Raw genomic sequence first — 22,953 nt, forward strand, 5'->3', positions numbered from 1 at the left:
CCAAGCGTGACTGAGACCTTGCCACCCGGGCCGCCGCCCAACGACCGCACCGAGCCGGTCGACATCCAGCACGAGATGCAGCGGTCCTACATCGACTACGCGATGTCGGTCATCGTCAGTCGGGCCCTCCCGGACGTCCGGGACGGTCTCAAGCCGGTGCACCGCCGCGTCCTCTACTCGATGTACGACACCGGTCTTCGTCCGGAGCGCAGCCACGTCAAGTGCTCGCGCATCGTCGGTGACGTCATGGGTAACTACCACCCCCACGGCGACTCGGCGATCTACGACGCGCTCGTCCGCCTGGCCCAGCCGTGGTCGATGCGCTACCCGCTGATCGACGGCCAGGGCAACTTCGGCTCGCCCGGCAACGATCCGCAAGCCGCGATGCGGTACTGCGTGGACGCCGACGCCCGCGTCAAGCTCGCCGACGGGTCGAGTGTCCGAATCGCGGACATCGTTCCCGGCGCGGCGCCGAACACCGACAACCCGATCGATCTGAAGGTCCTGGACCGCAACGGTGACCCCGTGGGGGCCACCATGCTGTTCCACTCGGGCGAGCATTCGTCGTTGAAGCTGACCACCAACGAGGGGTTCAGCCTCACCGGAACGCACAACCACCCGGTGCTTTGCCTGGTCAACGTGCTCGGCGTGCCCACCCTGCTGTGGAAGCTGCTCGAGGAGATCGCGCCTGGCGACCGGGTAGTGCTGCAGCGCGCGCCGTACGACGAAGCCGACATCCCGTCGGCGAAGGACTTCGCGGCCGCCACCCTCGCCGGCGCGTTCGTGAGCGAGGGCTTCGTCGCCAAGAAGCGGGCCGGCTTCAACAACATCGACGAGGCGTTCTTCTCCCTCGTTCGCGAGGCGTACGACGTTGCCGTCGGCGGGCCTCGCTACGTCTCGACACGCACGATCAAGTCCGGTTCCCCGCTGCACGAGCTCGACGTGCATGACCTCACCGCACTGAGGAAGTCGGTGCTCGCACCGATGGTCGGGCAGCGCAGCGCCGACAAGCGGGTGCCGGAGTTCGTCTGGCGCTCGGGAATCGCGATCAAACGCGCCTTCCTCCGTGCCCTGTTCACCGGCGACGGCTCCGCTTCGGCTCTGCCCCGCAACACGGTGCAGGTCTCCTACTCCACCATGAGCACCCAGCTCGCGCGGGAGGTCCAGCAACTGTTGCTGGAGTTCGGCGTGGTCGGTAGGCAGACCCGGCATCAGGGCGGCGAGATCAAGGTCGTCATGACGAACCGTCGGGACGCCCGGATCTTCGCCGACCGGGTCGGTTTCATCGGTGCCAAGGACGACGAACTTCGCGCGATGCTCGACGCTCAGCCGATCACGAGTTCGGCACTGTCCAGTGATCACGTGCCGTTCGTCGCGGACTTCATCCGGGCGAACGGCGCCCGTCGCTGGACCGAGCGCAACTGGCTCGCGCTGCACAACGTCGATCGTGTCGAGCGCTGGGAGGACTGGCGTCACGAGATCGTCGAACGGATCACCGAACCCGGTGTCCTCGACGTCGTCGAGCCTCTCGTGGACGGACGTTTCTACTACGCCGAAGTGAAGTCGGTTGTCGACGCCGGAGTTCGGCCGGTGTACAGCCTCAGGGTCGATACCGACGATCACGCCTTCGTCACCGATGGCTTCGTCAGCCACAACACCGAAGCGCGCATGACGCCGCTCGCCATGGCGATGTTGCAGGACATCACCGAGGAGACCGTCGACTTCGCCGACAACTACGACGGCAAGACACAGGAACCGGTCGTCCTCCCGTCGCGCATCCCGAACCTGCTCGTCAACGGCAGCAACGGCATCGCGGTCGGCATGGCGACCAACATCCCGCCGCACAACCTGCGCGAGGTCGCGTCGGGTGTCGTGTGGGCGCTGGAGAACTGGGAGGCGTCTGACGACGAGACCCTCGCCGCGATGATGACGCGGATCAAGGGCCCGGACTTCCCGACGCACGCTCTCATCCTCGGTACCCAGGGCATCGAGGACGCCTACCGCACCGGCCGCGGCTCGGTCAGGATGCGTGCGGTCGTCGAGGTGGACGAGGACGCCAAGGGACGCACGATCCTCATCGTCACCGAGCTGCCCTACCAGGTGAACCCGGACAACCTGATCGAGAACATCGCGTCGCTGGTCCGTGACGGCAAGATCGGCGGCATCGCCAACGTCGACGACGAGTCGAGCAAGCGTGCCGGCATGCGGATCGTGATCACGCTCAAGCGGGACGCGGTCGCCAAGGTCGTGCTGAACAACCTGTACAAGCACACGCAGCTGCAGCACAACTTCGGCGTGAACATGCTGTCGCTGGTCGACGGCGTGCCCCGCACGCTGCGGCTCGACCAGATGATCCGGCACTACGTCCGCCACCAGGTCGAGGTCATCGTCCGGCGCACTCGCTACCGGTTGCGCAAGGCGGAGGAGCGGGCCCACATCCTGCGTGGTCTGGTCAAGGCGCTGGACATGCTGGACGAGGTCATCGCGCTGATCCGCCGCTCGCCGACGGTCGACGAGTCGCGCACCGGCCTGATGTCGTTGCTCGAGGTCGACGAGATCCAGGCCAACGCCATCCTCGAGATGCAGCTGCGCCGCCTCGCCGCCCTCGAACGCCAGAAGATCATCGACGAGCTGGCCGAGATCGAGACGATCATCGCCGACCTGCAGGACATCCTGGCCAAGCCGGAGCGGCAGCGGAACATCGTCCGCGACGAGCTCATGGAGATCGTCGACAAGCACGGCGACGACCGGCGCACCCAGATCATCCCGTTCGACGGCGACGTGTCGGTCGAGGACCTGATCGCGGTCGAGGACGTCGTCGTCACGATCACCCGGACGGGTTACGCGAAGCGCACCAAGACCGACCTGTACCGCGCGCAGAAGCGTGGCGGCAAGGGGGTGCAGGGCGCGGGGCTCAAGCAGGACGACATCGTGGCGCACTTCTTCGTGTGCTCGACGCACGACTGGATCCTGTTCTTCACGAACAAGGGTCGCGTGTACCGGGCGAAGGCGTACGAGCTGCCGGAGGCCAACCGCAACGCGCGTGGCCAGCACGTCGCGAACCTGCTCGCGTTCCAGCCGGACGAGCGGATCGCGCAGGTCATCGAGATCAAGGACTACCAGGTCGCGCCCTACCTGGTGCTCGCGACCAAGAGCGGTCTGGTCAAGAAGAGCCGCCTGTCGGACTTCGACAGCAACCGTGCGGGTGGTCTCATCGGCATCAACCTGCGTGAGGACGACGAGCTGGTCGGGGCCGTGCTGTGTGCGGCGGAGGACGATCTGCTCCTCGTGTCCGCGGGCGCGCAGTCCATCCGTTTCCACGCGAGCGACGAGGCGCTGCGTCCGATGGGCCGCGCCACGTCCGGTGTGCTGGGCATGCGGTTCAAGGAGGGTGACGAACTGCTCACCCTCGGTGTGGTCCGCGAGGACACGTTCCTGCTGGTCGCGACCAACGGCGGCTACGCGAAGCGCACCCCGATCGACGACTACCCGCTCCAGGGTCGGGGTGGCAAGGGCGTGCTCACCGTTCAATATGACAGCAGGCGTGGCAGGCTTGTAGGTGCGGTCATCGTCGACGAGGACGATGAGCTGTACGCGATCACCTCCGCGGGCGGGGTCATCAGGACCTCGGCCAGGGAGGTACGCAAGGCGGGACGGCAGACCAAGGGGGTGCGCCTGATGAACCTGGGAGACGGCACCACCCTGGTCGCGATTGCCCGCAGCGCGGAAGTCGAGAGTGCGGCGGATAACGACGCCGCGACCGGCGACGAGGACGGTACGGCAGTGGAGGCCTCAGCCGATTCACCGGTGGAAGGCAACGCAGCCGACGGGCAAGGCGTCATCACCGAGGACGGCGAGACGCCGCCCGAGCCAACAGAGTAAGCCGCGACACACGTAGGGGACCCGCGTGACACCACCTGACAAGCCCGGACGCACCGAGCAGGCAGCGGAGGCGGACCGCACGGCCGCCGTCGCCACCAGCGACCCGGCCCAACAGGACGACCAGGGCGCCGGTGGCAGCCACGAGGGCAACGGGCAGAAGCCGCCGGCCACGGCACACGTGGCCGGCGCGGAGGACCTGGAGCTGAGCCACGGCGCCCCGCCGCCGTGGCAGCGAGTGCAGCCCGAGAAGCCGACCGAGCCCGCGGCGCCGCCGTCCCACCCGACCCCGCCGCCGGGTTCGGGTGAGAAGACGGTGCGCGTGGAACGCCCGGTCGTCACGGGCTCGGCCGCCGCGAACCTGTTCGGCGGCTCGGACGCCAAGACGATCAACGTCCCGCACCACGCCCCGCGCATGGACACCCCACCGGGCGGCCTGCCACTGGGTGGCCGCACGGCGGTGAACCTGGACGGCACGACGGGCAACCCGGCGTCCACGGGTCCGCTGCGTGCGGTGGGTGCCGCGGCGCCGAGCGCACTGCGCAGGCCGGGCCGAGGCCCGCGCCGGGCCAACCTGCAGATCAAGCGCTTCGACCCGTGGTCGGTGCTGAAGCTGTCGCTGGTGCTGGGCGTGGCGCTGTTCTTCGTGTGGCTGGTGGCGGTGGGCATCCTGTACGCCGTGCTGGACGGCATGGGCGTGTGGGACGGCCTGAACGGCATCTCCGACGAGCTGCTGCAGGGCTCGAACAACACCGGAGAGCCGCTGATCAGTGCGGGCAGGGTCTTCGGCGTGGCCGCCATCATCGGCGCGGTGAACATAGTGCTGTTCAGCGCGCTGGCGACGGTGGGTGCGTTCATCTACAACGTGTCCGCCGACCTGGCCGGCGGCCTGGAGGTCACCCTGGCGGAACGCGAGTGAACACCCTGCTGTAGTGTTCACCTCGCATCCGGGGCCTATAGCTCAGGCGGTTAGAGCACTTCGCTGATAACGAAGGGGTCGGAGGTTCAAGTCCTCCTAGGCCCACGGAAGACGGACGACCCCTGCGAACACGGGTCGTCCGTACTCATTTCGGGCGTCGGGAACCCGGGTATGGTGCCCGAAGGCTCCGTACCCAGGACCCACACCTGTGGCAGACTTGTAGGGCCGCTCGCAAGGATCATCAGGGGTCGCGGGCGGGTAGGTCTTGTTTTGCCGAAGGAGGCAATGGACGTGAAGAAGCTTCTCGCACTGGCAGCCGTGGCTGGTGGCGTTCTCTTCGTGATTCGCCGCAACAAGTCCGCCAAGGCACAGGACGACCTGTGGCGCGAGGCTACTGCTCCTGCCGCGGGCGCCAAGAAGGCCTGACACAGAGCTTCCATCCCAGCTGGCGGGCGCTCGAAGCCCGTCAGCTGGTAGTGGACACCCACACCCGGGGACGTAGCTCAATTGGCAGAGCACTGCCTTTGCAAGGCAGGGGTTAGGGGTTCGATTCCCCTCGTCTCCACGAAGACGACCTGAGGTACAGGTCAGGATGCCTCGAAACGGGCTCGGTACGCGGCTGCCGCAGGCAGTGACTCGAAGCCGAACAGCACCGTTGTTACCGGAACGTCGACCACCGCCGCTACTGCGGTCGCCACGGTCGGACCCATGCCGCCGCACAGCTCGACCCGCTCGGCCCCGGCCGACACCAGTGACACGGCTGCCGACACGACCTCGTCGACCGACGGCACCGTCACCACCGTCGTCGCGCCGAACGTCCAACGAGCCGCGACCGGGTCCTCGAACAGCACCGCCGATCTGACCGGCGGCAGGTCGGGACCGGGATGACCGACCGGCACACCCGGCGCCACCTCGAGTACGGCCGCGGCCGCCCGCGTGCCCAACCCGCCGTACAGCTCGACCAGGTCGACCTCCCCGAACGCCGACGCCACCGCCACCGCGGCCTCGACCGACGGCACCGGCACGATCGTCGTCGTCGACAGGGCGTCCGCGTGCACCACCCGCTCCGCCGGAGCCGCGCCGGTCACCCGCACCAGGAACAGGTTGCGAAACATGTCCCCACACTGCGCCTGGCACCTGGAAAACGCCTCGCGCCGATGTGGTTGACTCAGCCCCCTATGAAACGCGCTCTCCTGCTCGGTCCGCTGCTGCTGGTCGCGCTCGCCGCGTGCACAGACGAGGCCACGGACGACCCCACAGTCATCACGACCGATCTGCCCTCCACCGAGTCGAGCCCGGCCCAGGCCGCGCTCCCGCCGGAGCCGCAGCCGACCGCGGACGGGCCGTGCCCGTACCTCGAGGACGACTACGTCGCGGACACCAACGGACAGCACGTCTCCAAGGTGCAGACCTCCGCCGACCAGCCGCCAGCCTGCTTCTTCTACCGGCCCGACGGCGGCGTCCAGCTGACCGTCCGCGTCTACACCGGCGACGCGGCCGTGGCGAAGGCGCTCGTGGACGCGGCCACGCCGATCTCGTCCTCCAACCCGGCCGAGCTGCCGGGTGGCTGGAAGGGTGGCGCGGAGGCCAAGGACAGCGGCGCCGTCTACGCGGTCGCCAAGGACGCCTCCGCGGTGGTGGTCACCACCAACCAGGAGCAGACGATCAAGGCCAAGCAGATCGCACAGCAGTCGATCACCGCGCTCGGCCTCTAGACAGCACTCGGCCCGCCGGCACGAGACCGGCGGGCCGAGGTACCTCTAGCTCTTCGTGCTCGACTTCTGCTGCTGGCCGTTCTGTGAGGCCGGCGGCGCCTCGGCACCCTCCGGCTTCGCAGCCTCGGTCGGCCTGGGGGCCGGTGCAGGCGGCTCCTCGTGCTGCTGTGCCGCCTTGTTGCGGACGGCGACCGCGACGCCGCCCGCCACGATCAGCAGCAACAGGACCTTCGGCCAGCGCCGCTTGCGCTTGGGAGCCTCCGCGGCGAGCGCGGCTGCCTCCTCGCGGGCCCGCGCCTTCAGCTTCAGCATCTCCGCCTTGACCGACGACTTCAGCTTGGCGGCGTCCTTGCGTGCCTGCTTCGCCGACTTCGCCGTCTTGCTCTTCAGGGCGTCCTTGCGTGCCTGCTTGGCGGCCTTGGCCAGGTCCTTGCGGGTGTGCTTGGCCGTCTTGGCGAGCTTGCGTCGTGCCCGCCGGGTGGTCCTGACGACCTCCTGGCGCGCGACCTCGGCGCTCTCGGCCAGTGCCTCCGCCAGCTGCCGTGGCGCGACCCCGCGCTCGGTCAGCTTGGCCTCGGCGGTCTGCGCGGCCTCCGCGCCGGCCTTTCCGGCGCGCACGGCGCCACGACGAGCCGCGAGCAAGCCGGTGCTCACGGCCTTGCCGACCGTCTCTCCGGCCCGGTTCATGGCCTTCACATCGTCCATAGTCTGCTCCAGGGTGGCTAGTCGGACACATACCATCCTGCCCCTTCCGGAGCGATCCTGCTTGTGGATGGCACGATGACCGGGTGGCAGACAGCAACGAGTCCCTTGTCGGGGTGAAGGTCACGGCGACCTTCCACACCTCGAAGGGTGACATCAAGGTCAACCTTTTCCCTGATCAGGCGCCCAAGACGGTGTCGAACTTCGTCGGCCTGGCCGAGGGCACCAAGGAGTACGGACCCCGCAACGCCAAGGGCGGGACGTCCGGGCCGTACTACGACGGCATGCTCTTCCACCGGGTGATCGACGGCTTCATGATCCAGACCGGCGACCCGACCGGCACCGGTCGCGGCGGCCCCGGCTACGAGTTCGCCGACGAGTTCCACCCGGAGCTCCAATTCAACAAGCCGTACCTGCTCGGCATGGCGAACCCCGGCCGCCGCAACGCGAACGGCTCGCAGTTCTTCATTACCGTGGCGCCCACGACGTGGCTGAACTTCCAGCACACGATCTTCGGCGAGGTGGCCGACCAGGAGTCGCGCAACGTGGTCGACAGGATCGCGACGACCGAGACCAAGAAGCCGGACGACAAGCCGGTGGAAGACATCGTCGTGGAGCGGGTCGTCGTCGAACGCGAGGGCTGAGTGTCCGTAAACAGGCAGCAGAACCTGCCGGCCTGCGTGAGACATCCCGACAGGCCGACCGGTCTGCGCTGCGTGCGGTGCGACCGGCCGGCCTGTCCCGACTGCCTGCGGGAGGCGTCGGTCGGCTACCAGTGCGTCGACTGCGTCGCCGACGGCAACAAGACGGTCCGCCCCGCGCGGACCGCGGCGGGTGCGCCGGTTCGCCGGGGTGTCCGGTCGATGGTCGTCGTGCCGGTGCTCATCGGCCTCAACGTGCTGGTCTTCGCGATCACCGCGCTGCAGGCGCAGAGCATCACCGACAACCAGCGTTCGGCGGTGTTCCTCGACGGCACGCTCATCCCCGGCCTGGTCGCGAACGGCGACTACTGGCGTCTGATCACGTCCGGCTTCCTGCACTTCGGCAACTACGGCGGTTACGGGCCGATCCACCTGATCTTCAACATGTTCGCCCTGTACGTGCTGGGGCGGGACCTCGAGGTGGCACTCGGCAAGCTCCGCTTCCTGACCGTCTACCTGCTGGCGCTGCTGGGTGGTTCGGTCTCGGTCATGTTGTTCGGTGACGCGATCTCCAGCGTCGCGGGTGCGTCCGGCGCCATCTACGGGCTCTTCGGCGGCATCGCGGTCGTGGTGTTCCGCGCGAAGATGAACCCGACACCCGTGCTGGTGCTGCTCGGGATCAACATCTTCCTGTCGGTCGCGCTGCCTGGCATCTCGCTGCTCGGCCACCTCGGCGGGCTCGTGGTCGGCGCGCTCGCGACGGCGGCCATGGTCTACGCGCCGAGGACGCCGAACCTGGTCCGGTTCCAGGTCTGGGCGTGTGCGGGGCTCGCGGTCCTGCTCATCGTCGTGGTCGGGGTCAGGATCGCCGCGATGGACGTCTCCTGCGAGCTCTCGGAAGCGCAGGGCTACATCAGCTGTGGGCCCGCCTAGGTCCGCAGCGCCAGCAGCTCGTCGACGACGTCCTCGGGATCCGCACCGAGGTCGAGCCGGCCCAGCACCACCAGGGCCGGCGGGTCGGCGTTCTCCGCGTCCACCTCGATCGTGGCGGTGTCGCGGCCGAGGCGGCGCGTGCGGACCATCCGCACGTTCACCTCGGCCCACGTCCACCGGCGCGTGCCGACCAGCCCGCGCACCGCGATGCCCTGCTGGTCGGCCGTGAGGCGCGGGCGGGCCACGGTGGTGAAGAGCGCGGCCAGCGCGAGCAGCAGCGCGACGGCACCGAGCAACACCCGACCGGGTGGGTCACCGATGAGCGCGGCCCAGGCCCCGGCCGCGAGCGCAAGCGCCCAGGCCAGAATCGCCACCGCCGGCTGCGGAGACCACGTTTTCGCTGGTGGCGGGGTCATGGCTGTCGTCACGCTCCAGGTTCAGGAGTGCGTCGAGTGAGAGTTATCCACAGCAGTTGTCCACACTGGGGATGACTTACACCCGTGTGGTTCAATCACGCTGCGCTGAACGGGTGCACCAAGCCAACCGACCGTAGAGCGTTACCGCCAACGCATCGTCATCAGCAGCCCGCCGATCATCAGGGCGAAGCCGATGGCGAAGTTCCAGTTACCGAGGTCCGACATGAACGGGATGTTCTCGCCGGCGATGTAGTTCACGACCAGCCACGCCAGGCCGAGAATCATGGTGCCAAGCATCACGCCGATGTAGATGGGGTGAGACGGACCCGCTGTCTTCACCTTCACCGGAGTGCGCCGGTCGGTGGGTGGCGTGTAAACCGCCTTCTTGCGGACCTTGGACTTAGGCATGGGAGTCCTCACTGGCGTGTAGCTTGGGCACAAACACCACTCTGCAACACGTTAACGTAGCCGAGGGTCTCGGCGAACCCATAGGTCGGGACTCCCGAGAGGAGTGTGCGTGGGCACCGTCGAGCACATGGGCCGAGGCGCTGGCCGGATCTCCGGCGATCTGGGCGGCCGGCCTCCTTCGCCGCGCCCGCGTCGCTACGTGCCGGACCCGCCGACAGTCCGGATCCCGAAGGACTTCCTGCGGCCGGGTCCGCCCCGCAAGGACCCCGTACGCACGGTTGTGCGCACCTTCGGCGAGGTCCTGATCACGCTGGGGATGGTCGTCCTGCTGTTCGTGGTCTACGAGGTCTACTGGACGGACGTGATCTCGGCGGGCAAGCAGCGCGACGCCACGTCCGCGCTCGACAACAGGTGGACGACGAAGGACGACCCGCAGCGCCAGGACCACTTCACGGGCCTCGGTGAGGGCGACGGCTTCGCCAAGATGTACATCCCGGCCTTCGGCGCCGACTACCACTTCACGATCGTGGAGGGCACCTCCGGCGCCAGCCTGGAGATCGGCCCCGGCCACTACACCCACACCGCCTACCCGGGCGGCGTCGGCAACTTCGCCGTCGCGGGCCACCGGGTGGGCAAGGGTGCGCCGTTCAACGACATCAACCTGATCAACTCCTGCGACGCGATCGTGGTCGAGACCCAGAACAACTGGTACGTCTACCGCGCGCTGCCCAAGGCGGAGGAGAAGGCGGGCTGGGCCGAGGGGAAGGGCAAGGAGACCAGGTGCAAGGGCGTCTCGGTCCTCGGCGGCCCGTACTCGCACGTCGTCGGGCAGCAGATCGTCACCCCGAACGACGGTGACGTGGTCAGCCCGGTGCCCGGGTCGGACACGGTGCCCAGCGCGGGTGAGCAGGCCTCGCTGATGACGCTGACGACGTGTCACCCCCGCTTCTCCGACAAGCAGCGCCTGATCGTGCACGCGGTTCTGGTCAAGCAGTGGGCGAAGGACCCGGCCAAGGCGAACTGGACGCCGCCGGAGCTGAAGGAGACCGTCTGATGTACAACTGGATCTGGCGGCACCTGCCCGGTCCGATGGCGGTCCGGCTGTCGTTGGCGGCGGTGCTGTTGCTGGGGTTCGTCGCACTGTTGATGTTCGTGGTGTTCCCGTGGGCGGAGCCGTTGCTGCCGTTCAACAACGTGACCACCCCGCAGTAACCCCGGGCAGTATTGTTCTCGCCATGCGTGTGCTGGTAGTCGACAACTACGACAGCTTCGTCTACAACCTGGTCCACTACCTGGCCCAGCTGGGGGCGGACTGTGTGGTGCTGCGCAACGACGCCGACGAGCTGGCGTCTTCCTCCGTCCTGGACGACGTGGACGCGGTGCTGCTGAGCCCCGGCCCGAGCACTCCCGAGCGGGCGGGCGCGAGCATCGAGGTGACCCGCTGGTGCGCGGCGGCGAGGAAGCCGCTGCTCGGCGTGTGCCTCGGCCACCAGGCGATCGGCGTGGCGTGGGGGGCGACGGTGGACCGCGCGCCCGAGCTGTTGCACGGCAAGACGAGCCAGGTCCACCACAAGGGCGTCGGCGTGCTGGCCGGTCTCCCGGACCCGTTCACGGGGACCCGGTACCACTCACTGACGGTGCTGCCGGACACCATCCCCCCGGACTTCGAGGTAACGGGCGAGACGGACAGCGGTGTGGTGATGGCCATGCGCCACCGCGAGCTGCCGATCGAAGGTGTCCAGTTCCACCCGGAGTCGGTGCTGACCGAGGGCGGCCACCGGATGCTGGCCAACTGGCTGGCGACGGCGGGCCACGAGGTTCCCGACCAACGCGTCCGCGAGCTCGAGTCCGCCATGCGCAACCTGGCCGACGCGGCGACGCGCCCGTGAAGACCGCGATTCATCCCCAGCCTGTGGAGCGTTGACCGGGGCGCCGGTCGTGTGCTGGTGATCCTCGTAACCAGCCGCAGGCTCGTTCCGCCTGGTCAAACCAGTGGCGGCGTGGCCTCCGGCCCCCTCGAACCACGCTACGGCATGGGACCGACAGAGGGCTCCGGTGCGGCGGCGCCTGTGGACAACTCGGCACGCTGTGGACGACCGTGGGCCTCAGGTCACTCCGTGCGAGGCACCTGCGGAGACGTGTCGGTGATGGCGGCGTTCGCCAGTGTCTGGCCTATCGCGGGTGCGTGTTTGAACAGGTTCGCGCCCCACACCGCGGTCACCGGACCCACCGTGGCCACGTGCACGCCGTCGCCGAGTGACGCGGGCGAGTCGCAGTGGATCTCCTCCACGAGCTCGTCCCCGACCCCGACCAGGGCCTCCCGCACGTAGGACCGCACCAGCTCGCGTGACTCGTCCGCGACTTCGTCGCGGCCGCGCTCCCAGTCCTCGTCCTCCGGGGGCAGTGACAGGCCGATCGACCACAACCCGGGGCCGGACAGGTGCTGGTAGCTCCTGATCCCCGAGCGCCACGACTCCGTGCCGTCGAGCCAGCACGGGGGCGCCGCGTCCTGGTCCTTCAACCGGAACGTGAACCGCGAGTTGTGGGCCAGGTCCGTCGGCAGGTACAGGTCGACCTGCGCGGCCAGCTCCAGCGAACCCCGGCCCGCCGCGATGACCACGCGGTCCACCTCGTGCACGCCACCTGCCCCGTACACGGTCACCCAGTCGTCGTGCGGTTCCAGGCGGTAGATGTGGTCCGGCCACACACGCCTGCCGATGGCGGCACGCAGGAACCGGTTCGTCGCCCCGACATCGATCACGCCGCCGGACGGGTCGACCAGTGCCGGGCCGGACAGCTCCGACACCGGCAGGCCGAGTGCCGGGTCCACCTCGTCGAGCAGGGTGTGGTCGACGCCGGCGTCGGCCATCGCGTCGGCCCAGACGGGGGCGGACGGGCCTGTGACGACCGTGGTCTGCTGGCCGACCAGGCGGTTGCCCGCCCGGTGTGTCCAGTCGGCCCACAGGCCTGCCGCGGCCGCCGCGTAGGCGACCAGGCCGGAGTCGGCGTGGGCCAGCCGGAAGATTCTCGAACTGCCTGCCGAGCGGGCACCCATCGGCCGGTCCGTCTCGAAGACGACTACCTCGGAGCCGTGGCGAAGCAGCGCGTACGCCGTCGAGAGGCCGACCACGCCGGCCCCGATGACGGCGGTACGCATCTGCATGGCCAGGTCAGCCGCCGTTCCCGATCTGTGTCGCCACGATCACGCCGACATTCTCGTCCTTCTTGATCCGGGTGTTCGGCTCCTGCTGCTGCTCGATGATCTTGCCGAACTCGTCCGGGTCGGTGGTCGAGCCGGGCTGGTCGTTGAGCCTGCCCTCCCAGCCGAGGCCGTGCAGGATGTTGCGTGCCTCCTGCGGCGACTTGCCCGTCAGGTCGGGCATGAGGATGGTGTCCTCCTCGCTCTGCCCGCTCGACACGATCAGCGTGATCTTGGTGTCCGGGGGCTGCTTGCCCTTCGGGTTCTGGTCGATCACCTGGTTCTTCGGCTTGTCGGACTCCTGGTCCTGCCGCTCGACCTGGAAGCCCGCGTTCTCGATCTGGGCCTTGGCGGTGTCGAAGTCCTTGCCGACGACGTCCGGCACGGACTCGTTCTCCTTCGCCTTGCCGGTCGTCAGCTTGACCGCGGTGCCCTTCGCGACCTGCGCGCCACTCGCCGGGTCCTGCGCGATCACCTTGCCGACCGAGTCGTCGTCGTCGGTCTCTTCCTCGTTGACCGCGGGATCGACGGTGAGGCCCACCGCCTCCAGGGCCGCGCGTGCCTCGTCGGGTGTCTTGCCGCTGAGGTCCGGGACCCCGACCTTCTCCGCCTCCTGGCCGACGACGAGGGTGATCGTGTCCTCTTTGTTGATCTTCTGCCCGGGTTTCGGGGTCGTGTCGATGACCTTGTTGATCGAGTCCGGACCGCACTGGCCCGGCTGGTTCGTCGCGGTCGCCTCGCAGACGCGGTACTCGACCGTCGGGTTGAACCCCTTCTGGATCAGCTCACTGCGTGCGTCCTCGAGCAGTTGTCCGGTCACGTCCGGCACCTCGACCAGGCCGGACGGCGGCTCGTCGCCGAGCACGCTGCTCATCAGCCAGATCAGCACGCCGACCAGCGCGACACCGAGGACCGTGAGCAACGCGATCAGCCAGCCCTTGCGGCGGCGTCGACGGCGTTCCTCCTCCTCGTCCTCGTACGGGTCGTAGTCGTCGTAGTCGTTCGAGAGCGCCTGCGGGCGGTGCCTGCCGCGCTGCTGCGGCATCGCGCTGGTGCGGCCCTGCGACAGGATCGTCGTGCGGTCCTCGTCGGTCATCACCATCGGCGCGAGCGGCCGCTGGCCCGACAGCACCCGCACCAGGTCGGTCCGCATCTCCGCGGCCGACTGGTAGCGGTTGGCCGCGCCCTTCGACATGGCCTTCAGCACGATCGCGTCGAGCGCCGGGTTGACCCTCGGGTTCAGCGCCGACGGCGGCTTCGGGTCCTCCCGCACGTGCTGGTAGGCGACCGCGACGGGGGAGTCGCCGGTGAACGGCGGCTCGCCGGTCAGCAGCTCGAACAGCACGCAGCCCGCCGCGTACACGTCACTGCGTGCGTCGACGGTCTCGCCGCGTGCCTGCTCGGGCGACAGGTACTGGGCGGTCCCTATCACCGCCGCGGTCTGCGTGACCGCGGCCTGGCCGTCGTGCACGGCACGCGCGATGCCGAAGTCCATCACCTTGACCGCACCGGTCTTGGTGATCATCACGTTGGCCGGCTTGACGTCACGGTGGATGATGCCGTGGCGGTGGGAGAAGTCCAGTGCCGCGCTGACATCGGCCATGATCTCCATGGCGCGCTGACCGGGCAGTGGGCCCTCGGTCTTCACGATGTCCCGCAGCGTGCGCCCGTCCACGTACTCCATGACGATGTACGGCAGTGGGCCGTGCTCGGTTCTGGTCTCGCCGGTGTCGTACACGGCGACGATGGCCGGGTGGTTCAGGGCGGCCGCGTTCTGCGCCTCGCGCCGGAACCGCTCCTGGAACTGCGGGTCCCGTGCGAGGTCCGCACGCAGCACCTTCACGGCGACGTCCCGGCCGAGGCGGACGTCGCGACCCTTGTGCACCTCGGACATGCCGCCATAACCGAGCGTGTCGCCAAGCTCGTAGCGGTTGGAGAGCAGTCTCGGTGTGGTCATCGGTCTTTCGTCTCGATCCTCGTCGGGTGTGCGCCCATAATGCCTGTCCCGTGGCGGTTCCCGCGGTCAGTCATCGCGGCGGTTCCTCATCTTCTTCGCAGCGCACGAGCACCTCGGTGCCGACCTGCCGCCGCCCGTGCGGTGACACTCCGACCACCCTGCAGTTGCCCAGGTCCTGCGGTTGCTGTCCGAACTGGTTCACCACCGTCGGTGCCAGGCCGTCGTCCTCGAGCTTGGTCGCCGCGAAGTCGGCGGGCCGGTTCACGAAAACCGACTCGTCTACCTGAACGAACTTGCCCTGCGGGGGGATACCCGTCATCTGAGGTTTCCCCGGTGCCCCAGTACTGCCGTCCTCGTTGACGTCGTCGCCGCCACCGGCAGGACCCGACGTGGTCGCCGGTGTGGACCGGCCGTCGGTGTCCCGGTCGGCGTCGAGCAACGATGCCACGCCGAGAACGGCGAGCACCAGAAGTACCACACCGAGGATGATTAGCAAGGCCCAGAGTCCCGCACGGCTCCGCCTCGGCGGCCCCGGGGGAGGTCCCAGCGGGAAGGAACCGGTTCCGGGCGGCAACGTGTGCGGTGCGCTCACCGGCCCGACCGGCAGCATGCCGGGGTTCGTGGCGTTCGGTCCGCCCGCGTAGTGACCGGCGGCGACCCGCCCGGACGGCGCGGGCAGGGGGTGCCCGGCACGTACCGCGGCGACCGCCGCCGCGAACTCACCACCACTGGAGTAGCGCTGGGTGGGGTCCTTGACCAGGGTCGCCTCGATGACGGCACGCGCGTAGGGCGGCACGTCCGGTGGCAGCGGTGGCGGCGCGTCCCGGATGTGCATCATCGCGACGGTCACCGCGTTCTCCGAGAGGAACGGGCGGTGTCCCGCGAGGCACTCGTAGCCGACCACGGCGAGGGAGTACACATCGCTCGCCGGCTCGGCCTCGTGCCCGAGCGCCTGCTCCGGCGCGATGTAGTGCGCGGTCCCCATGACCATGCCGGACCGGGTGACCGGCGCGGCGTCTGCGGCCTTGGCGATGCCGAAGTCGGTGAGCTTGACCACGATCCGGCCGTCGGCCGCGTGCGTGACCATGATGTTGCCCGGCTTGATGTCCCGGTGCACGTAACCGCGTTCGTGTGCGGCCTGCAGCGCGTTGCCTGCCTGCTCCACGATCTCGAGCGTGTACTCCGCGCTGATCCGCCGCTCCTTCGCCAGGATGGCCGCGAGGGGGTCGCCCTCGACCAGCTCCATCACGAGGTAAGCGGTGTCCTTGGGTCCGTCGACCACCGCGTTGGTCTCGCCGTAGTCATGGACGGCGGCGATGCCCGGGTGGTTCAGTGACGCGGTCATGCGGGCCTCGGTGCGGAACCGGTGCAGGAACTCGGCGTCCCCGCACAGCTCCGGCTTGAGCACCTTGATGGCGACGTGCCGGTCCAGCCTCGTGTCGGCCGCTTCCCACACCTCGCCCATGCCACCAACGGCGATGCGACGAGCGAGCCGGTAGCGGTCGGCCAGCAGCTGCCCCGACGTCAGCATCTCCAGCTACCCCCCGACCAGCGCGTTGATGGCGGCCCGGCCGACACCGGCCGCGAGCTTGCCGCCGGTCGCGGCGACGTCCTTGCTTTCTACCACCACGGCGACCGCGATCTGGGGGTTATCGGCAGGTGCGAACGCCACGTACCAGGCGAACGGCGGCGCGCTCTTCGGGTCGACGCCGGTCTCCGCGGTACCGGTCTTGGACGCGATGGTCAGGTCCGACTTCTTGCCGGGGCCCGCGGTGAACTTCTCCGACTCGATCATCATGTCGCGCAGCTCGTTCGCGTCCGAGCCGGACATGGCCTGGTCGACCTCGTCCGCGTGGAAGCCGGAGATCTCGTCGAGGTCCGGGGCCAGGATCTTCTGCACCAGCTGTGGGCGCATCCGCGAGCCGTCGTTGGCGATCGTGGCCGCGATGCTGCAGTTCTGCAGCGCGGTGAGGCGCACGTCCTTCTGCCCGATGCCGCTCTGGAACAGCGAGGGCCGGTTGGGGATCACCATGCACTGGTCGTCGGCACGCGACCCGAGGCACGACGGCACCACGGCCATCGGGATCTGCAGGTCCGTGTCACCGATGCCGAACTTGGCCGCCTGGTCCCGGAGCTTGTCGGCGCCGACCTGGTCGGCCAGCTGCGCGAACGCCGTGTTGCACGAGTGCGCGAGCGCGCTCTGCATCGTCCCGTCGCCGCAGGTGCTCCGGCTGTAGTTCGCGAGGCAGGTGTTGTCGTTGACGTTGCAGTTCGTGTCGCCGTTGATCACGTTGATGCCGGGCGACTGGGTCACCTGCGTGTTCTTGTCCTTGCCATCCGCCAGCGCGGCCGCGGCGGTGACCAGCTTGAACGTCGACCCCGGCGCGTAGTTCTCCGAGATCGCCCGGTTCAGCATCGGCTTGGCCGGGTTGTTCGCGTCCTTGTACTGGTCGAAGGTCTGCTGCTGCACGGTGCCGTCGGTGCTCGCGAGGCCGGACGGGTCGTAGGACGGCGTGGACGCCATCGCCAGGATCTGGCCGTCGTCCGGCTTGATCGCGACGACCGCGCCGGTGAAGCCGTTCGACACCATCGAGTCGTACGCGGCCTGCTGCACCTTCGAGTTGATCGTGGTGACGATGTTGCCGCCGCGCGGGTCCCTGCCGGTGATCAGGTCGGACAGTCTGCGCACGAACAGCCGGTCGTCCGAGCCGTTGAGGATGTCGTTCTCGGCGTTCTCGAGGCCGGTGGAGCCGTACCGCACCGAGTAGAAACCGGTGACCGGCGCGTACATCCCGCCGTTCTCGTAGGTCCGCTGGTACTGCAGGCGGCCGTTCGTCGACTTGACGTTGGCGATGATCTTCTCGTCACTGGTGAGGATCTTCCCGCGCTGTCGCGAGTACTCCTCCAGCAGGACGCGGCGGTTGCGTGCGTCGTCGCGGTAGTCGTCCGCCTTGACGACCTGGATGTAGGTGGCGTTCGCCAGGAGCAGCACGATCATGGCGAGCATCGCCAGGCCTACCCGGCGCAGCGGAGTGTTCATTGCGGCCGCTCCACCATTACCGTTCCAGCCTCCGCGATCGGCACCTGGTTGACCGGCTTCGGCCGCTGCCCCGTCTGCGGGCGGCGGGCCGCGTCCGAGATCCGCAGCAACAACGCGACCAGCACGTAGTTGGCCAGCAGCGACGAGCCACCCGCGGACAGGAACGGCGCGGTGATACCGGTCATGGGGATGAGCTTCGTGACCCCGCCGACGACCACGAACACCTGCATGAGCAGTGCGAACGAGAGGCCGCCGCCGAGGAGCTTGCCGAACGTGTCCCGCACGGCGATCGCCGAACGCAGGCCGCGCATGGCGAGCAGCATGTACACCAGCAGCACCGCGGCGAGCCCGATGAAGCCGAGCTCCTCGCCGATCGCCGCGGTGATGAAGTCCGAGTTCGCGAGCGGCACCATGTCCGGTCTGCCCGCGCCGAGGCCCGTGCCGCCGACCCCGCCGGTGCCGAGGCCGAACAGGGCCTGTGCGATCTGGTAGCCGCCCCTGTCGTAGTCGGCGAACGGGTCGAGCCAGCTCGCCACGCGCACCTGGACGTGGCCGAACAGCTGGTAGGCCAACAGGCAGCCGCCGACGAACAGCGCGAGGCCGACCGCGACCCAGATCGCGCGCTCGGTCGCCACGTACAACATGACCAGCACGGTGCCGAAGAACAACAGCGACGAGCCGAGGTCCTTCTCCGCCACGAGGACCATCACCGAGACGGCCCAGCAGAACAGGATCGGCCCGAGGTCGCGTGCTCGCGGCAGGTCGATGCCCATCACCCGGCGGCCCGCGGCCATGAACAGGTCGCGCTTGGAGACCAGGAACGCCGCGAAGAAGATAAGCAGCAGGATCTTGGCGAACTCACCCGGCTGGATCGACAGCGGCCCGACCACGAGCCAGATCTTCGCGCCGTTGATCGTCGGCGCGATCACGCTGGGCAGGACGGCGGGCACGCCGAGCATGAAGAGGCCGACCAGACCGAACGTGTAGCCGTAGCGGGTCAGCGTGCGGTGGTCCTTCAGCACGTACAGGACCGCGAGGAACATGAGCAGCGCGATCGTGGTCCACAGGATCTGCTTCGGCACCGCGTTCTGGAACTCTTCGTTCGACTGCAGCGCACTTTCCGCGCCCGCCAGGTCCAGCCGGTAGATCATCACCAGACCGATGCCGTTGAGCAGCGCGACGCACGGCAGGATCAGCGGGTCGGCGTACGGTGCGAACTTGCGGACCGCGAGGTGTGCGATCCCGAACAGTGCCAGGTAGGCGAGGCCGTACCAGAGGATCCGCAGCGAGAGCGACTCGTTCTGGTTTCCCTCGACCAGCATCAGCGCCGCCGTCACCAGCCCGGCCGCGAACGCGAGCATCGACAGTTCGGTGCCGCGCCGGGTGGGAGCGGTTCTGTCCTGTGCGTCGCCGGACTGCCCTGCCAGCAACCCCGCCGAGCCCGGCTCAGCCATCAGCCGCCGCCCTCACGCGGGACTCGGCAGTTCTCGCCGGCCTTCGGTTCGACCGCGGACGAGCTACCCGGCTGTGACGTCGTGGTGGTCGCGCCCGTCGGCTGCCCGGCAGGCGGAGTCGGAGTGCCGCTCGTCGGGGTCTGGCCCACCGTGCGCTCCTGCCTCTCCAGCGACTCGCAGGTCGGCAGCGGGTACTTCGTCCGCAGCTCGCGGATGAACTGGCGCGCGTCCGGGACGTTGTCGAAGCTCTCCGTGCCCTCGCGGACCGCCTCGCGGCCGAGCTGCTTGAGGTCCTCGACGTAGAACTTGTCGCACGTCGGCACCGTGGGATCGCACGAGCCCTGGACCTGCCGGTTCAGCGAGATGCCGAAGACACTGCCGCGCACGCCCTGGAAGATCGCGATCTCTCCGTCGTCGGCCTCACCGACGAAATACTGCTTGTTCACCACGACCCAGGTTGCCACGCCGCCGCCCACCAGGAGCAGCAGAACGACGAAGAGGATCGCGAAAACCCGGAAACGCCTGCGCCTCCTCGCCTTCGGGTCCGGTGGCGGGGTCACGGGCTCCGGCGGCTTCGGGATCTCGCGGGGCGCGGTGAGCGCCCCGGCACGTGAGGCGGCCGAGTCCGGCGGCGGGCTCTGGTCCTGGCCGTTGCCCGCGGCGCCACCCACTATCGGGATGTCCTCGCCGAAGTCGATGTCCACGACGTCCGCGACGATCACCGTCACGTTGTCGGGACCGCCGCCCTTGAGAGCCAGCTCGATCAGCCGGTCGGCACAGGCCTGCGCGTCCGGGATCTTGATGGTGTCGGACAGCGTCTCGTGGCTGACCACGCCGGACAGGCCGTCGGAACACAGCAGGTACCGGTCGCCTGCGCGAGCCTCGCGAACCGTGAGGTTCGGTTCCACCTCGTGACCGGTGAGGGCCTTGAGGAGTAACGAGCGTTGGGGGTGGGTCGCGGCCTCGTCCTCGGTGATCCGGCCCTCGTCGATCAGCGACTGGACGAACGTGTCGTCGTGCGTGATCTGGGCGAACTGACCGTTGCGGTGGAGGTAGGCACGCGAGTCACCGATGTGGACGAGACCGATGCGGTTGCCTGCGAAGAGGATCGCCGTGAGCGTGGTGCCCATGCCGTCCAGCTCGGGGTCTCTCGCGACCAGCTCGGCGATAGCGCCGTTGCCGTTCGCGGTGGCCTCCCGCAACTGGGCGAGCAGGTCGTCACCAGGCTCGTCGTCGTCGAGTGGTGCCAGGGCGGCGATGACGACTTTGCTGGCTACCTCACCCGCGGCGTGACCACCCATGCCGTCGGCGAGTGAGAGCAGGCGCGGTCCCGCGTACACGGAGTCCTGGTTGTTGGAGCGGACCAGGCCTCGGTCGCTGCGGGCCGCGTAGCGAAGGACGAGGGTCATGACCGTAGCTCGATCACCGTCTTGCCGATTCGGATCGGGGCCCCCAGGGGCACCCGAAGGGGTGCCGTGACCTTAGCCCTGTCCAGGTAGGTCCCATTAGTCGAGCCCAGATCTTCCACGTACCAGTCCGTTCCGCGCAACGAGATCCGCGCGTGGCGCGTGGACGCGTAGTCGTCGTCGAGTACCAACGTGGAGTCGTCCGCGCGACCGATCATGATCGGTCGGCCGTCCAGCGAGATGCGGGTGCCCGCCAACGCCCCGTGGGTCACCACGAGCTGACGAGGCGCCTTGCCCCTTGTCTTCTTCGCCGCCGAACGACGGAAACCGGGTACTTCGACCCGGATACCGGCAGCCGCGTAGAGGTCTGACCTGACGACCCGTAACGCGGCCAGCACGAACAACCAGAGCAGGGCGAGAAACCCTGCTCTGGTCAGCTGCACAACCAGCTCTGGCACCTGCTGCGAACGCTCCCGCCTTGAGGGGATAGGTGAGACCGCCCGGTATCAGACGATGTCAGCCTTGGGTACGGAACACCAACGAGGAGTGACCGATACGGATCACATCTCCGTCCGCCAGCTGCCAGGTCTGCACCGGGGTGCCGTTCACCGTAGTGCCATTGGTCGAACCGAGATCCGCCAGAGTCGCAGACTGCCCATCCCAGGTGATTTCCAGGTGCCGCCGGGAGACCCCGGTGTCGGGCAGACGGAAGTCCGCGTCCTGGCCACGGCCCACGACGTTGCCACCCTGCTTCAGGGAGTACGTGCGGTTCGAGCCGTCGTCGAGCTGCAGGCTCGCGTTGAGCTGGCGCGGGCCGGTCTGCACGGCGGGCGGTGCGTAGCCCTGCTGGGCGTACGGGTCACCCTGGCCGTAGCCGCCCTGCTGGCCGTAGCCCTGCTGCTGGCCGTAACCCTGGTCGTAGCCACCTTGCTGGCCGTAACCCTGGTCGTACCCCTGCTGCTGGCCATAGCCCTGCTGCTGCTGGCCGTAACCCTGGTCATAGCCCTGCTGGCCATAGCCCTGGTCGTACCCCTGCTGCTGCTGGCCGTAACCCTGCTGCTGCTGGTTGTAACCCTGGTCGTAGCCCTGCTGGCCGTAACCCTGGTCATAGCCACCTTGCTGGCCATAACCCTGGTCATAGCCGCCTTGCTGACCGTAGCCCTGGCCCTGTTGGCCATAGCCGTACTGCTGTCCGTAAGGATCGCCCTCGGGCGGTTGGCCGTAGCCGGGAGGCTGGCTCATGGATCGGTCTCCTGCGTTGCGGGGTTGTGCCGACCGTGCCTCGCCGGGCGCCCTGGCCGGAGCCTTGACGTCCGGGTCGACGGTCGAGCGTATTCGGAACTGTCCGGTGTGCAGCGCGTCGGAGCGCTCCAGGGAGACTACGACGTCACCGTATGTGTCCCAATGCTGCTCCGCGAGATACTCCTCGACACAGTCCGCGAGCAGCGCGGTCGTGCGGTCCGTCTCTCCGGCGAAGTTACCGAAGTCCTGTTCGCCGAGTTGCACTATGTAGTGGTTCGGTGCAAGTTGCCGGCCACCGGCCAGCTCCTTGAGGTGGACCTCACCTTCACGCAGCAGCGCCTGCGCCAACTCCTGGGGCACCACGCTGCCACCGAACACACGCGCGAAGGTGTTGCCCACAGCGTTCTCCAGCTTGCGGTTCAGCCGCTGCCCGAGGCCCATGGGTTCCTCCTCTCACGTGTGGTCCTTGTTCGATCGTATCTGGGTCCGGCCCCAAGGACAGGGCGATGTGCAAACCCGTTCCGCCGCCGTGTACGCTTCGCTGGCACCCACTCGGGCGAGTGGCGGAATGGCAGACGCGCACGGTTCAGGTCCGTGTGTCCGAAAGGACGTGGGGGTTCAACTCCCCCCTCGCCCACTCGACCTTGGGCGTCCCGTGTTCGCGGGGCGAGCTCACCAGGTTTGCGGTCTCGTCATCATGTTGGGGGGCCGAGCCCCCCAAGCCCCCCACGGTGCGGTTTGTTGCTGACCCAGCTTGGTTGCTCTGGGTGTTCGCTGCGCGGGGGTTGCTGTGCGGTTTTGGGGTTGGGTCGTTGTGGGTTTTCTTCTTTTTGCTCACTCTCTGTTCTTGGGTGGGTGGGTTGTGTTTCGTTGTATTTGTCACTTTACGACTGTCTAGTTGCAGGTCGGTCTCGCTTGTCGTGCTTCTCGGGGGCTGTTCGGTCGGCACGGGGGTGTGGGGTGTAACTCCTGGCACCAGACCGGCGGTTGGGGTGCTCGTTCCTCATCCTGGTGGATCGGACGTTCCCGTCCTCTCGGGGCT

Annotated in this window: 20 protein-coding genes, 3 tRNA genes and 1 pseudogene; 12 read left to right on the top strand and 12 right to left on the bottom strand. The window is 68.3% G+C overall.

The genetic code is table 11. The annotated features are described in order from the left end of the window. Positions 1–6: 6 nt before the first annotated feature. The 5 genes and pseudogenes from gyrA (at position 7) to CLV71_RS18635 (ending at position 5,363) form a co-directional block, all read left to right on the top strand. Complete coding sequence (gene gyrA / locus CLV71_RS49325) at positions 7–3,882, top strand: intein-containing DNA gyrase subunit A (protein ID WP_133904066.1); 3,876 nt, start codon at positions 7–9, stop codon at positions 3,880–3,882. Positions 3,883–3,907: 25 nt separating this feature from the next. After that, entirely contained in the window at positions 3,908–4,798 is an 891-nt protein-coding gene (locus tag CLV71_RS18625; protein ID WP_243866557.1) for a DUF3566 domain-containing protein, read from the top strand. 31 nt (positions 4,799–4,829) lie between these two features. Then, positions 4,830–4,903, top strand: a tRNA-Ile gene (locus CLV71_RS18630). Positions 4,904–5,089: 186 nt separating this feature from the next. Continuing rightward, positions 5,090–5,200, top strand: a pseudogene (locus CLV71_RS47725) (DLW-39 family protein); the annotation flags it as partial. Positions 5,201–5,290: 90 nt separating this feature from the next. After that, positions 5,291–5,363 (top strand) — tRNA-Ala (locus tag CLV71_RS18635). Positions 5,364–5,385: 22 nt separating this feature from the next. Here the strand turns inward: CLV71_RS18635 and CLV71_RS18640 are convergent. Next, the gene (locus CLV71_RS18640) at positions 5,386–5,913 is read right to left on the bottom strand and encodes a DUF6506 family protein (RefSeq protein ID WP_133904067.1); all 528 of its coding nucleotides are present in this window, start codon (positions 5,911–5,913) and stop codon (positions 5,386–5,388) included. Between the two features lie 63 nt (positions 5,914–5,976). On the opposite strand from CLV71_RS18640, the gene CLV71_RS18645 reads away from it, so the two are divergent. Beyond that, entirely contained in the window at positions 5,977–6,513 is a 537-nt protein-coding gene (locus CLV71_RS18645; protein ID WP_133904068.1) for a DUF2020 domain-containing protein, read from the top strand. Between the two features lie 45 nt (positions 6,514–6,558). Here the strand turns inward: CLV71_RS18645 and CLV71_RS18650 are convergent, their stop codons facing one another. Continuing rightward, complete coding sequence (locus tag CLV71_RS18650; protein ID WP_243866558.1) at positions 6,559–7,218, bottom strand: hypothetical protein; 660 nt, start codon at positions 7,216–7,218, stop codon at positions 6,559–6,561. Between the two features lie 83 nt (positions 7,219–7,301). On the opposite strand from CLV71_RS18650, the gene CLV71_RS18655 reads away from it, so the two are divergent. Next, positions 7,302–7,859 (top strand): peptidylprolyl isomerase, encoded by a 558-nt coding sequence (locus CLV71_RS18655; RefSeq protein WP_133904069.1) that lies wholly within the window; start codon positions 7,302–7,304, stop codon positions 7,857–7,859. Positions 7,860–7,895: 36 nt separating this feature from the next. Continuing rightward, on the top strand, positions 7,896–8,789 hold the full coding sequence (locus CLV71_RS18660) for a rhomboid family intramembrane serine protease (protein ID WP_243866559.1): 894 nt from the start codon (positions 7,896–7,898) through the stop codon (positions 8,787–8,789). On the opposite strand, the gene CLV71_RS18665 is transcribed toward CLV71_RS18660, so the two are convergent. Next, the gene (locus tag CLV71_RS18665) at positions 8,786–9,163 is read right to left on the bottom strand and encodes a PH domain-containing protein (RefSeq protein ID WP_243866560.1); all 378 of its coding nucleotides are present in this window, start codon (positions 9,161–9,163) and stop codon (positions 8,786–8,788) included. The two genes, CLV71_RS18660 and CLV71_RS18665, sit on opposite strands and share 4 nt — an antisense overlap. Before the next feature lie 183 nt (positions 9,164–9,346). After that, on the bottom strand, positions 9,347–9,613 hold the full coding sequence (crgA, locus tag CLV71_RS18670) for a cell division protein CrgA (RefSeq protein ID WP_133904072.1): 267 nt from the start codon (positions 9,611–9,613) through the stop codon (positions 9,347–9,349). A 109-nt stretch (positions 9,614–9,722) separates the two neighbouring features. Between crgA and CLV71_RS18675 the strand changes: the two genes are divergently transcribed. Genes CLV71_RS18675 through CLV71_RS18680 form a run of 3 tightly spaced genes read left to right on the top strand, consistent with a single transcriptional unit; the run spans position 9,723 to position 11,502 of the window. Then, positions 9,723–10,667: a class E sortase gene (locus tag CLV71_RS18675; protein ID WP_243866561.1), complete on the top strand. Its 945-nt coding sequence runs from the start codon at positions 9,723–9,725 to the stop codon at positions 10,665–10,667. Then, positions 10,667–10,825, top strand: coding sequence for a hypothetical protein (locus CLV71_RS47730; protein ID WP_166664153.1), 159 nt, complete (start codon positions 10,667–10,669; stop codon positions 10,823–10,825). The genes CLV71_RS18675 and CLV71_RS47730 overlap by 1 nt, the downstream gene beginning before the upstream one ends. A gap of 23 nt (positions 10,826–10,848) precedes the next feature. Beyond that, positions 10,849–11,502, top strand: a complete 654-nt coding sequence (locus CLV71_RS18680; protein WP_133904073.1) for an aminodeoxychorismate/anthranilate synthase component II — start codon at positions 10,849–10,851, stop codon at positions 11,500–11,502. 221 nt (positions 11,503–11,723) lie between these two features. Here CLV71_RS18680 and CLV71_RS18685 read toward each other — a convergent pair whose 3' ends face one another. The 8 genes from CLV71_RS18685 to CLV71_RS18720 all read right to left on the bottom strand — a co-directional run bounded on the left by CLV71_RS18685 (position 11,724) and on the right by CLV71_RS18720 (position 22,352). Further along, a complete protein-coding gene (locus tag CLV71_RS18685) occupies positions 11,724–12,776 on the bottom strand; it encodes an NAD(P)/FAD-dependent oxidoreductase (protein ID WP_133904074.1) in 1,053 nt (350 codons plus the stop codon). A 7-nt stretch (positions 12,777–12,783) separates the two neighbouring features. Beyond that, positions 12,784–14,769, bottom strand: coding sequence for a Stk1 family PASTA domain-containing Ser/Thr kinase (gene pknB / locus CLV71_RS18690; protein ID WP_133904075.1), 1,986 nt, complete (start codon positions 14,767–14,769; stop codon positions 12,784–12,786). Between the two features lie 70 nt (positions 14,770–14,839). Continuing rightward, a complete protein-coding gene (locus tag CLV71_RS18695) occupies positions 14,840–16,300 on the bottom strand; it encodes a serine/threonine-protein kinase (RefSeq protein WP_133904076.1) in 1,461 nt (486 codons plus the stop codon). Between the two features lie 6 nt (positions 16,301–16,306). After that, positions 16,307–17,809 (bottom strand): peptidoglycan D,D-transpeptidase FtsI family protein, encoded by a 1,503-nt coding sequence (locus tag CLV71_RS18700; RefSeq protein WP_133904077.1) that lies wholly within the window; start codon positions 17,807–17,809, stop codon positions 16,307–16,309. Further along, the gene (locus tag CLV71_RS18705; RefSeq protein WP_133904078.1) at positions 17,806–19,263 is read right to left on the bottom strand and encodes an FtsW/RodA/SpoVE family cell cycle protein; all 1,458 of its coding nucleotides are present in this window, start codon (positions 19,261–19,263) and stop codon (positions 17,806–17,808) included. The genes CLV71_RS18700 and CLV71_RS18705 overlap by 4 nt, the downstream gene beginning before the upstream one ends. After that, entirely contained in the window at positions 19,263–20,672 is a 1,410-nt protein-coding gene (locus CLV71_RS18710; RefSeq protein ID WP_133904079.1) for a PP2C family protein-serine/threonine phosphatase, read from the bottom strand. Before CLV71_RS18710 ends, CLV71_RS18705 begins: the two co-directional genes overlap by 1 nt. Then, complete coding sequence (locus CLV71_RS18715; RefSeq protein WP_133904080.1) at positions 20,669–21,127, bottom strand: FHA domain-containing protein FhaB/FipA; 459 nt, start codon at positions 21,125–21,127, stop codon at positions 20,669–20,671. The genes CLV71_RS18710 and CLV71_RS18715 overlap by 4 nt, the downstream gene beginning before the upstream one ends. Before the next feature lie 58 nt (positions 21,128–21,185). After that, a complete protein-coding gene (locus CLV71_RS18720; protein WP_133904081.1) occupies positions 21,186–22,352 on the bottom strand; it encodes a DUF3662 and FHA domain-containing protein in 1,167 nt (388 codons plus the stop codon). A 113-nt stretch (positions 22,353–22,465) separates the two neighbouring features. On the opposite strand from CLV71_RS18720, the gene CLV71_RS18725 reads away from it, so the two are divergent. Then, a tRNA-Leu gene (locus tag CLV71_RS18725) sits at positions 22,466–22,548 on the top strand. Positions 22,549–22,953: the final 405 nt, after the last annotated feature.

It is taken from the genome of Actinophytocola oryzae (assembly GCF_004364325.1).
Lineage (GTDB): Bacteria > Actinomycetota > Actinomycetes > Mycobacteriales > Pseudonocardiaceae > Actinophytocola > Actinophytocola oryzae.

Excerpts from the sequence above, each read along its gene's own strand:
- CLV71_RS18645 (WP_133904068.1), top strand. The coding sequence starts at position 5,977 with ATGAAACGCGCTCTCCTGCTCGGTCCGCTGCTGCTGGTCGCGCTCGCC.
- crgA (WP_133904072.1), bottom strand. The coding sequence starts at position 9,613 with ATGCCTAAGTCCAAGGTCCGCAAGAAGGCGGTTTACACGCCACCCACC.
- CLV71_RS18685 (WP_133904074.1), bottom strand. The coding sequence starts at position 12,776 with ATGCAGATGCGTACCGCCGTCATCGGGGCCGGCGTGGTCGGCCTCTCG.
- CLV71_RS18650 (WP_243866558.1), bottom strand. The coding sequence starts at position 7,218 with ATGGACGATGTGAAGGCCATGAACCGGGCCGGAGAGACGGTCGGCAAG.
- CLV71_RS18700 (WP_133904077.1), bottom strand. The coding sequence starts at position 17,809 with ATGAACACTCCGCTGCGCCGGGTAGGCCTGGCGATGCTCGCCATGATC.
- CLV71_RS18720 (WP_133904081.1), bottom strand. The coding sequence starts at position 22,352 with ATGGGCCTCGGGCAGCGGCTGAACCGCAAGCTGGAGAACGCTGTGGGC.
- CLV71_RS18705 (WP_133904078.1), bottom strand. The coding sequence starts at position 19,263 with ATGGCTGAGCCGGGCTCGGCGGGGTTGCTGGCAGGGCAGTCCGGCGAC.
- CLV71_RS18695 (WP_133904076.1), bottom strand. The coding sequence starts at position 16,300 with ATGCTGACGTCGGGGCAGCTGCTGGCCGACCGCTACCGGCTCGCTCGT.
- CLV71_RS47730 (WP_166664153.1), top strand. The coding sequence starts at position 10,667 with ATGTACAACTGGATCTGGCGGCACCTGCCCGGTCCGATGGCGGTCCGG.
- CLV71_RS18680 (WP_133904073.1), top strand. The coding sequence starts at position 10,849 with ATGCGTGTGCTGGTAGTCGACAACTACGACAGCTTCGTCTACAACCTG.
- CLV71_RS18640 (WP_133904067.1), bottom strand. The coding sequence starts at position 5,913 with ATGTTTCGCAACCTGTTCCTGGTGCGGGTGACCGGCGCGGCTCCGGCG.
- pknB (WP_133904075.1), bottom strand. The coding sequence starts at position 14,769 with ATGACCACACCGAGACTGCTCTCCAACCGCTACGAGCTTGGCGACACG.
- CLV71_RS18710 (WP_133904079.1), bottom strand. The coding sequence starts at position 20,672 with ATGACCCTCGTCCTTCGCTACGCGGCCCGCAGCGACCGAGGCCTGGTC.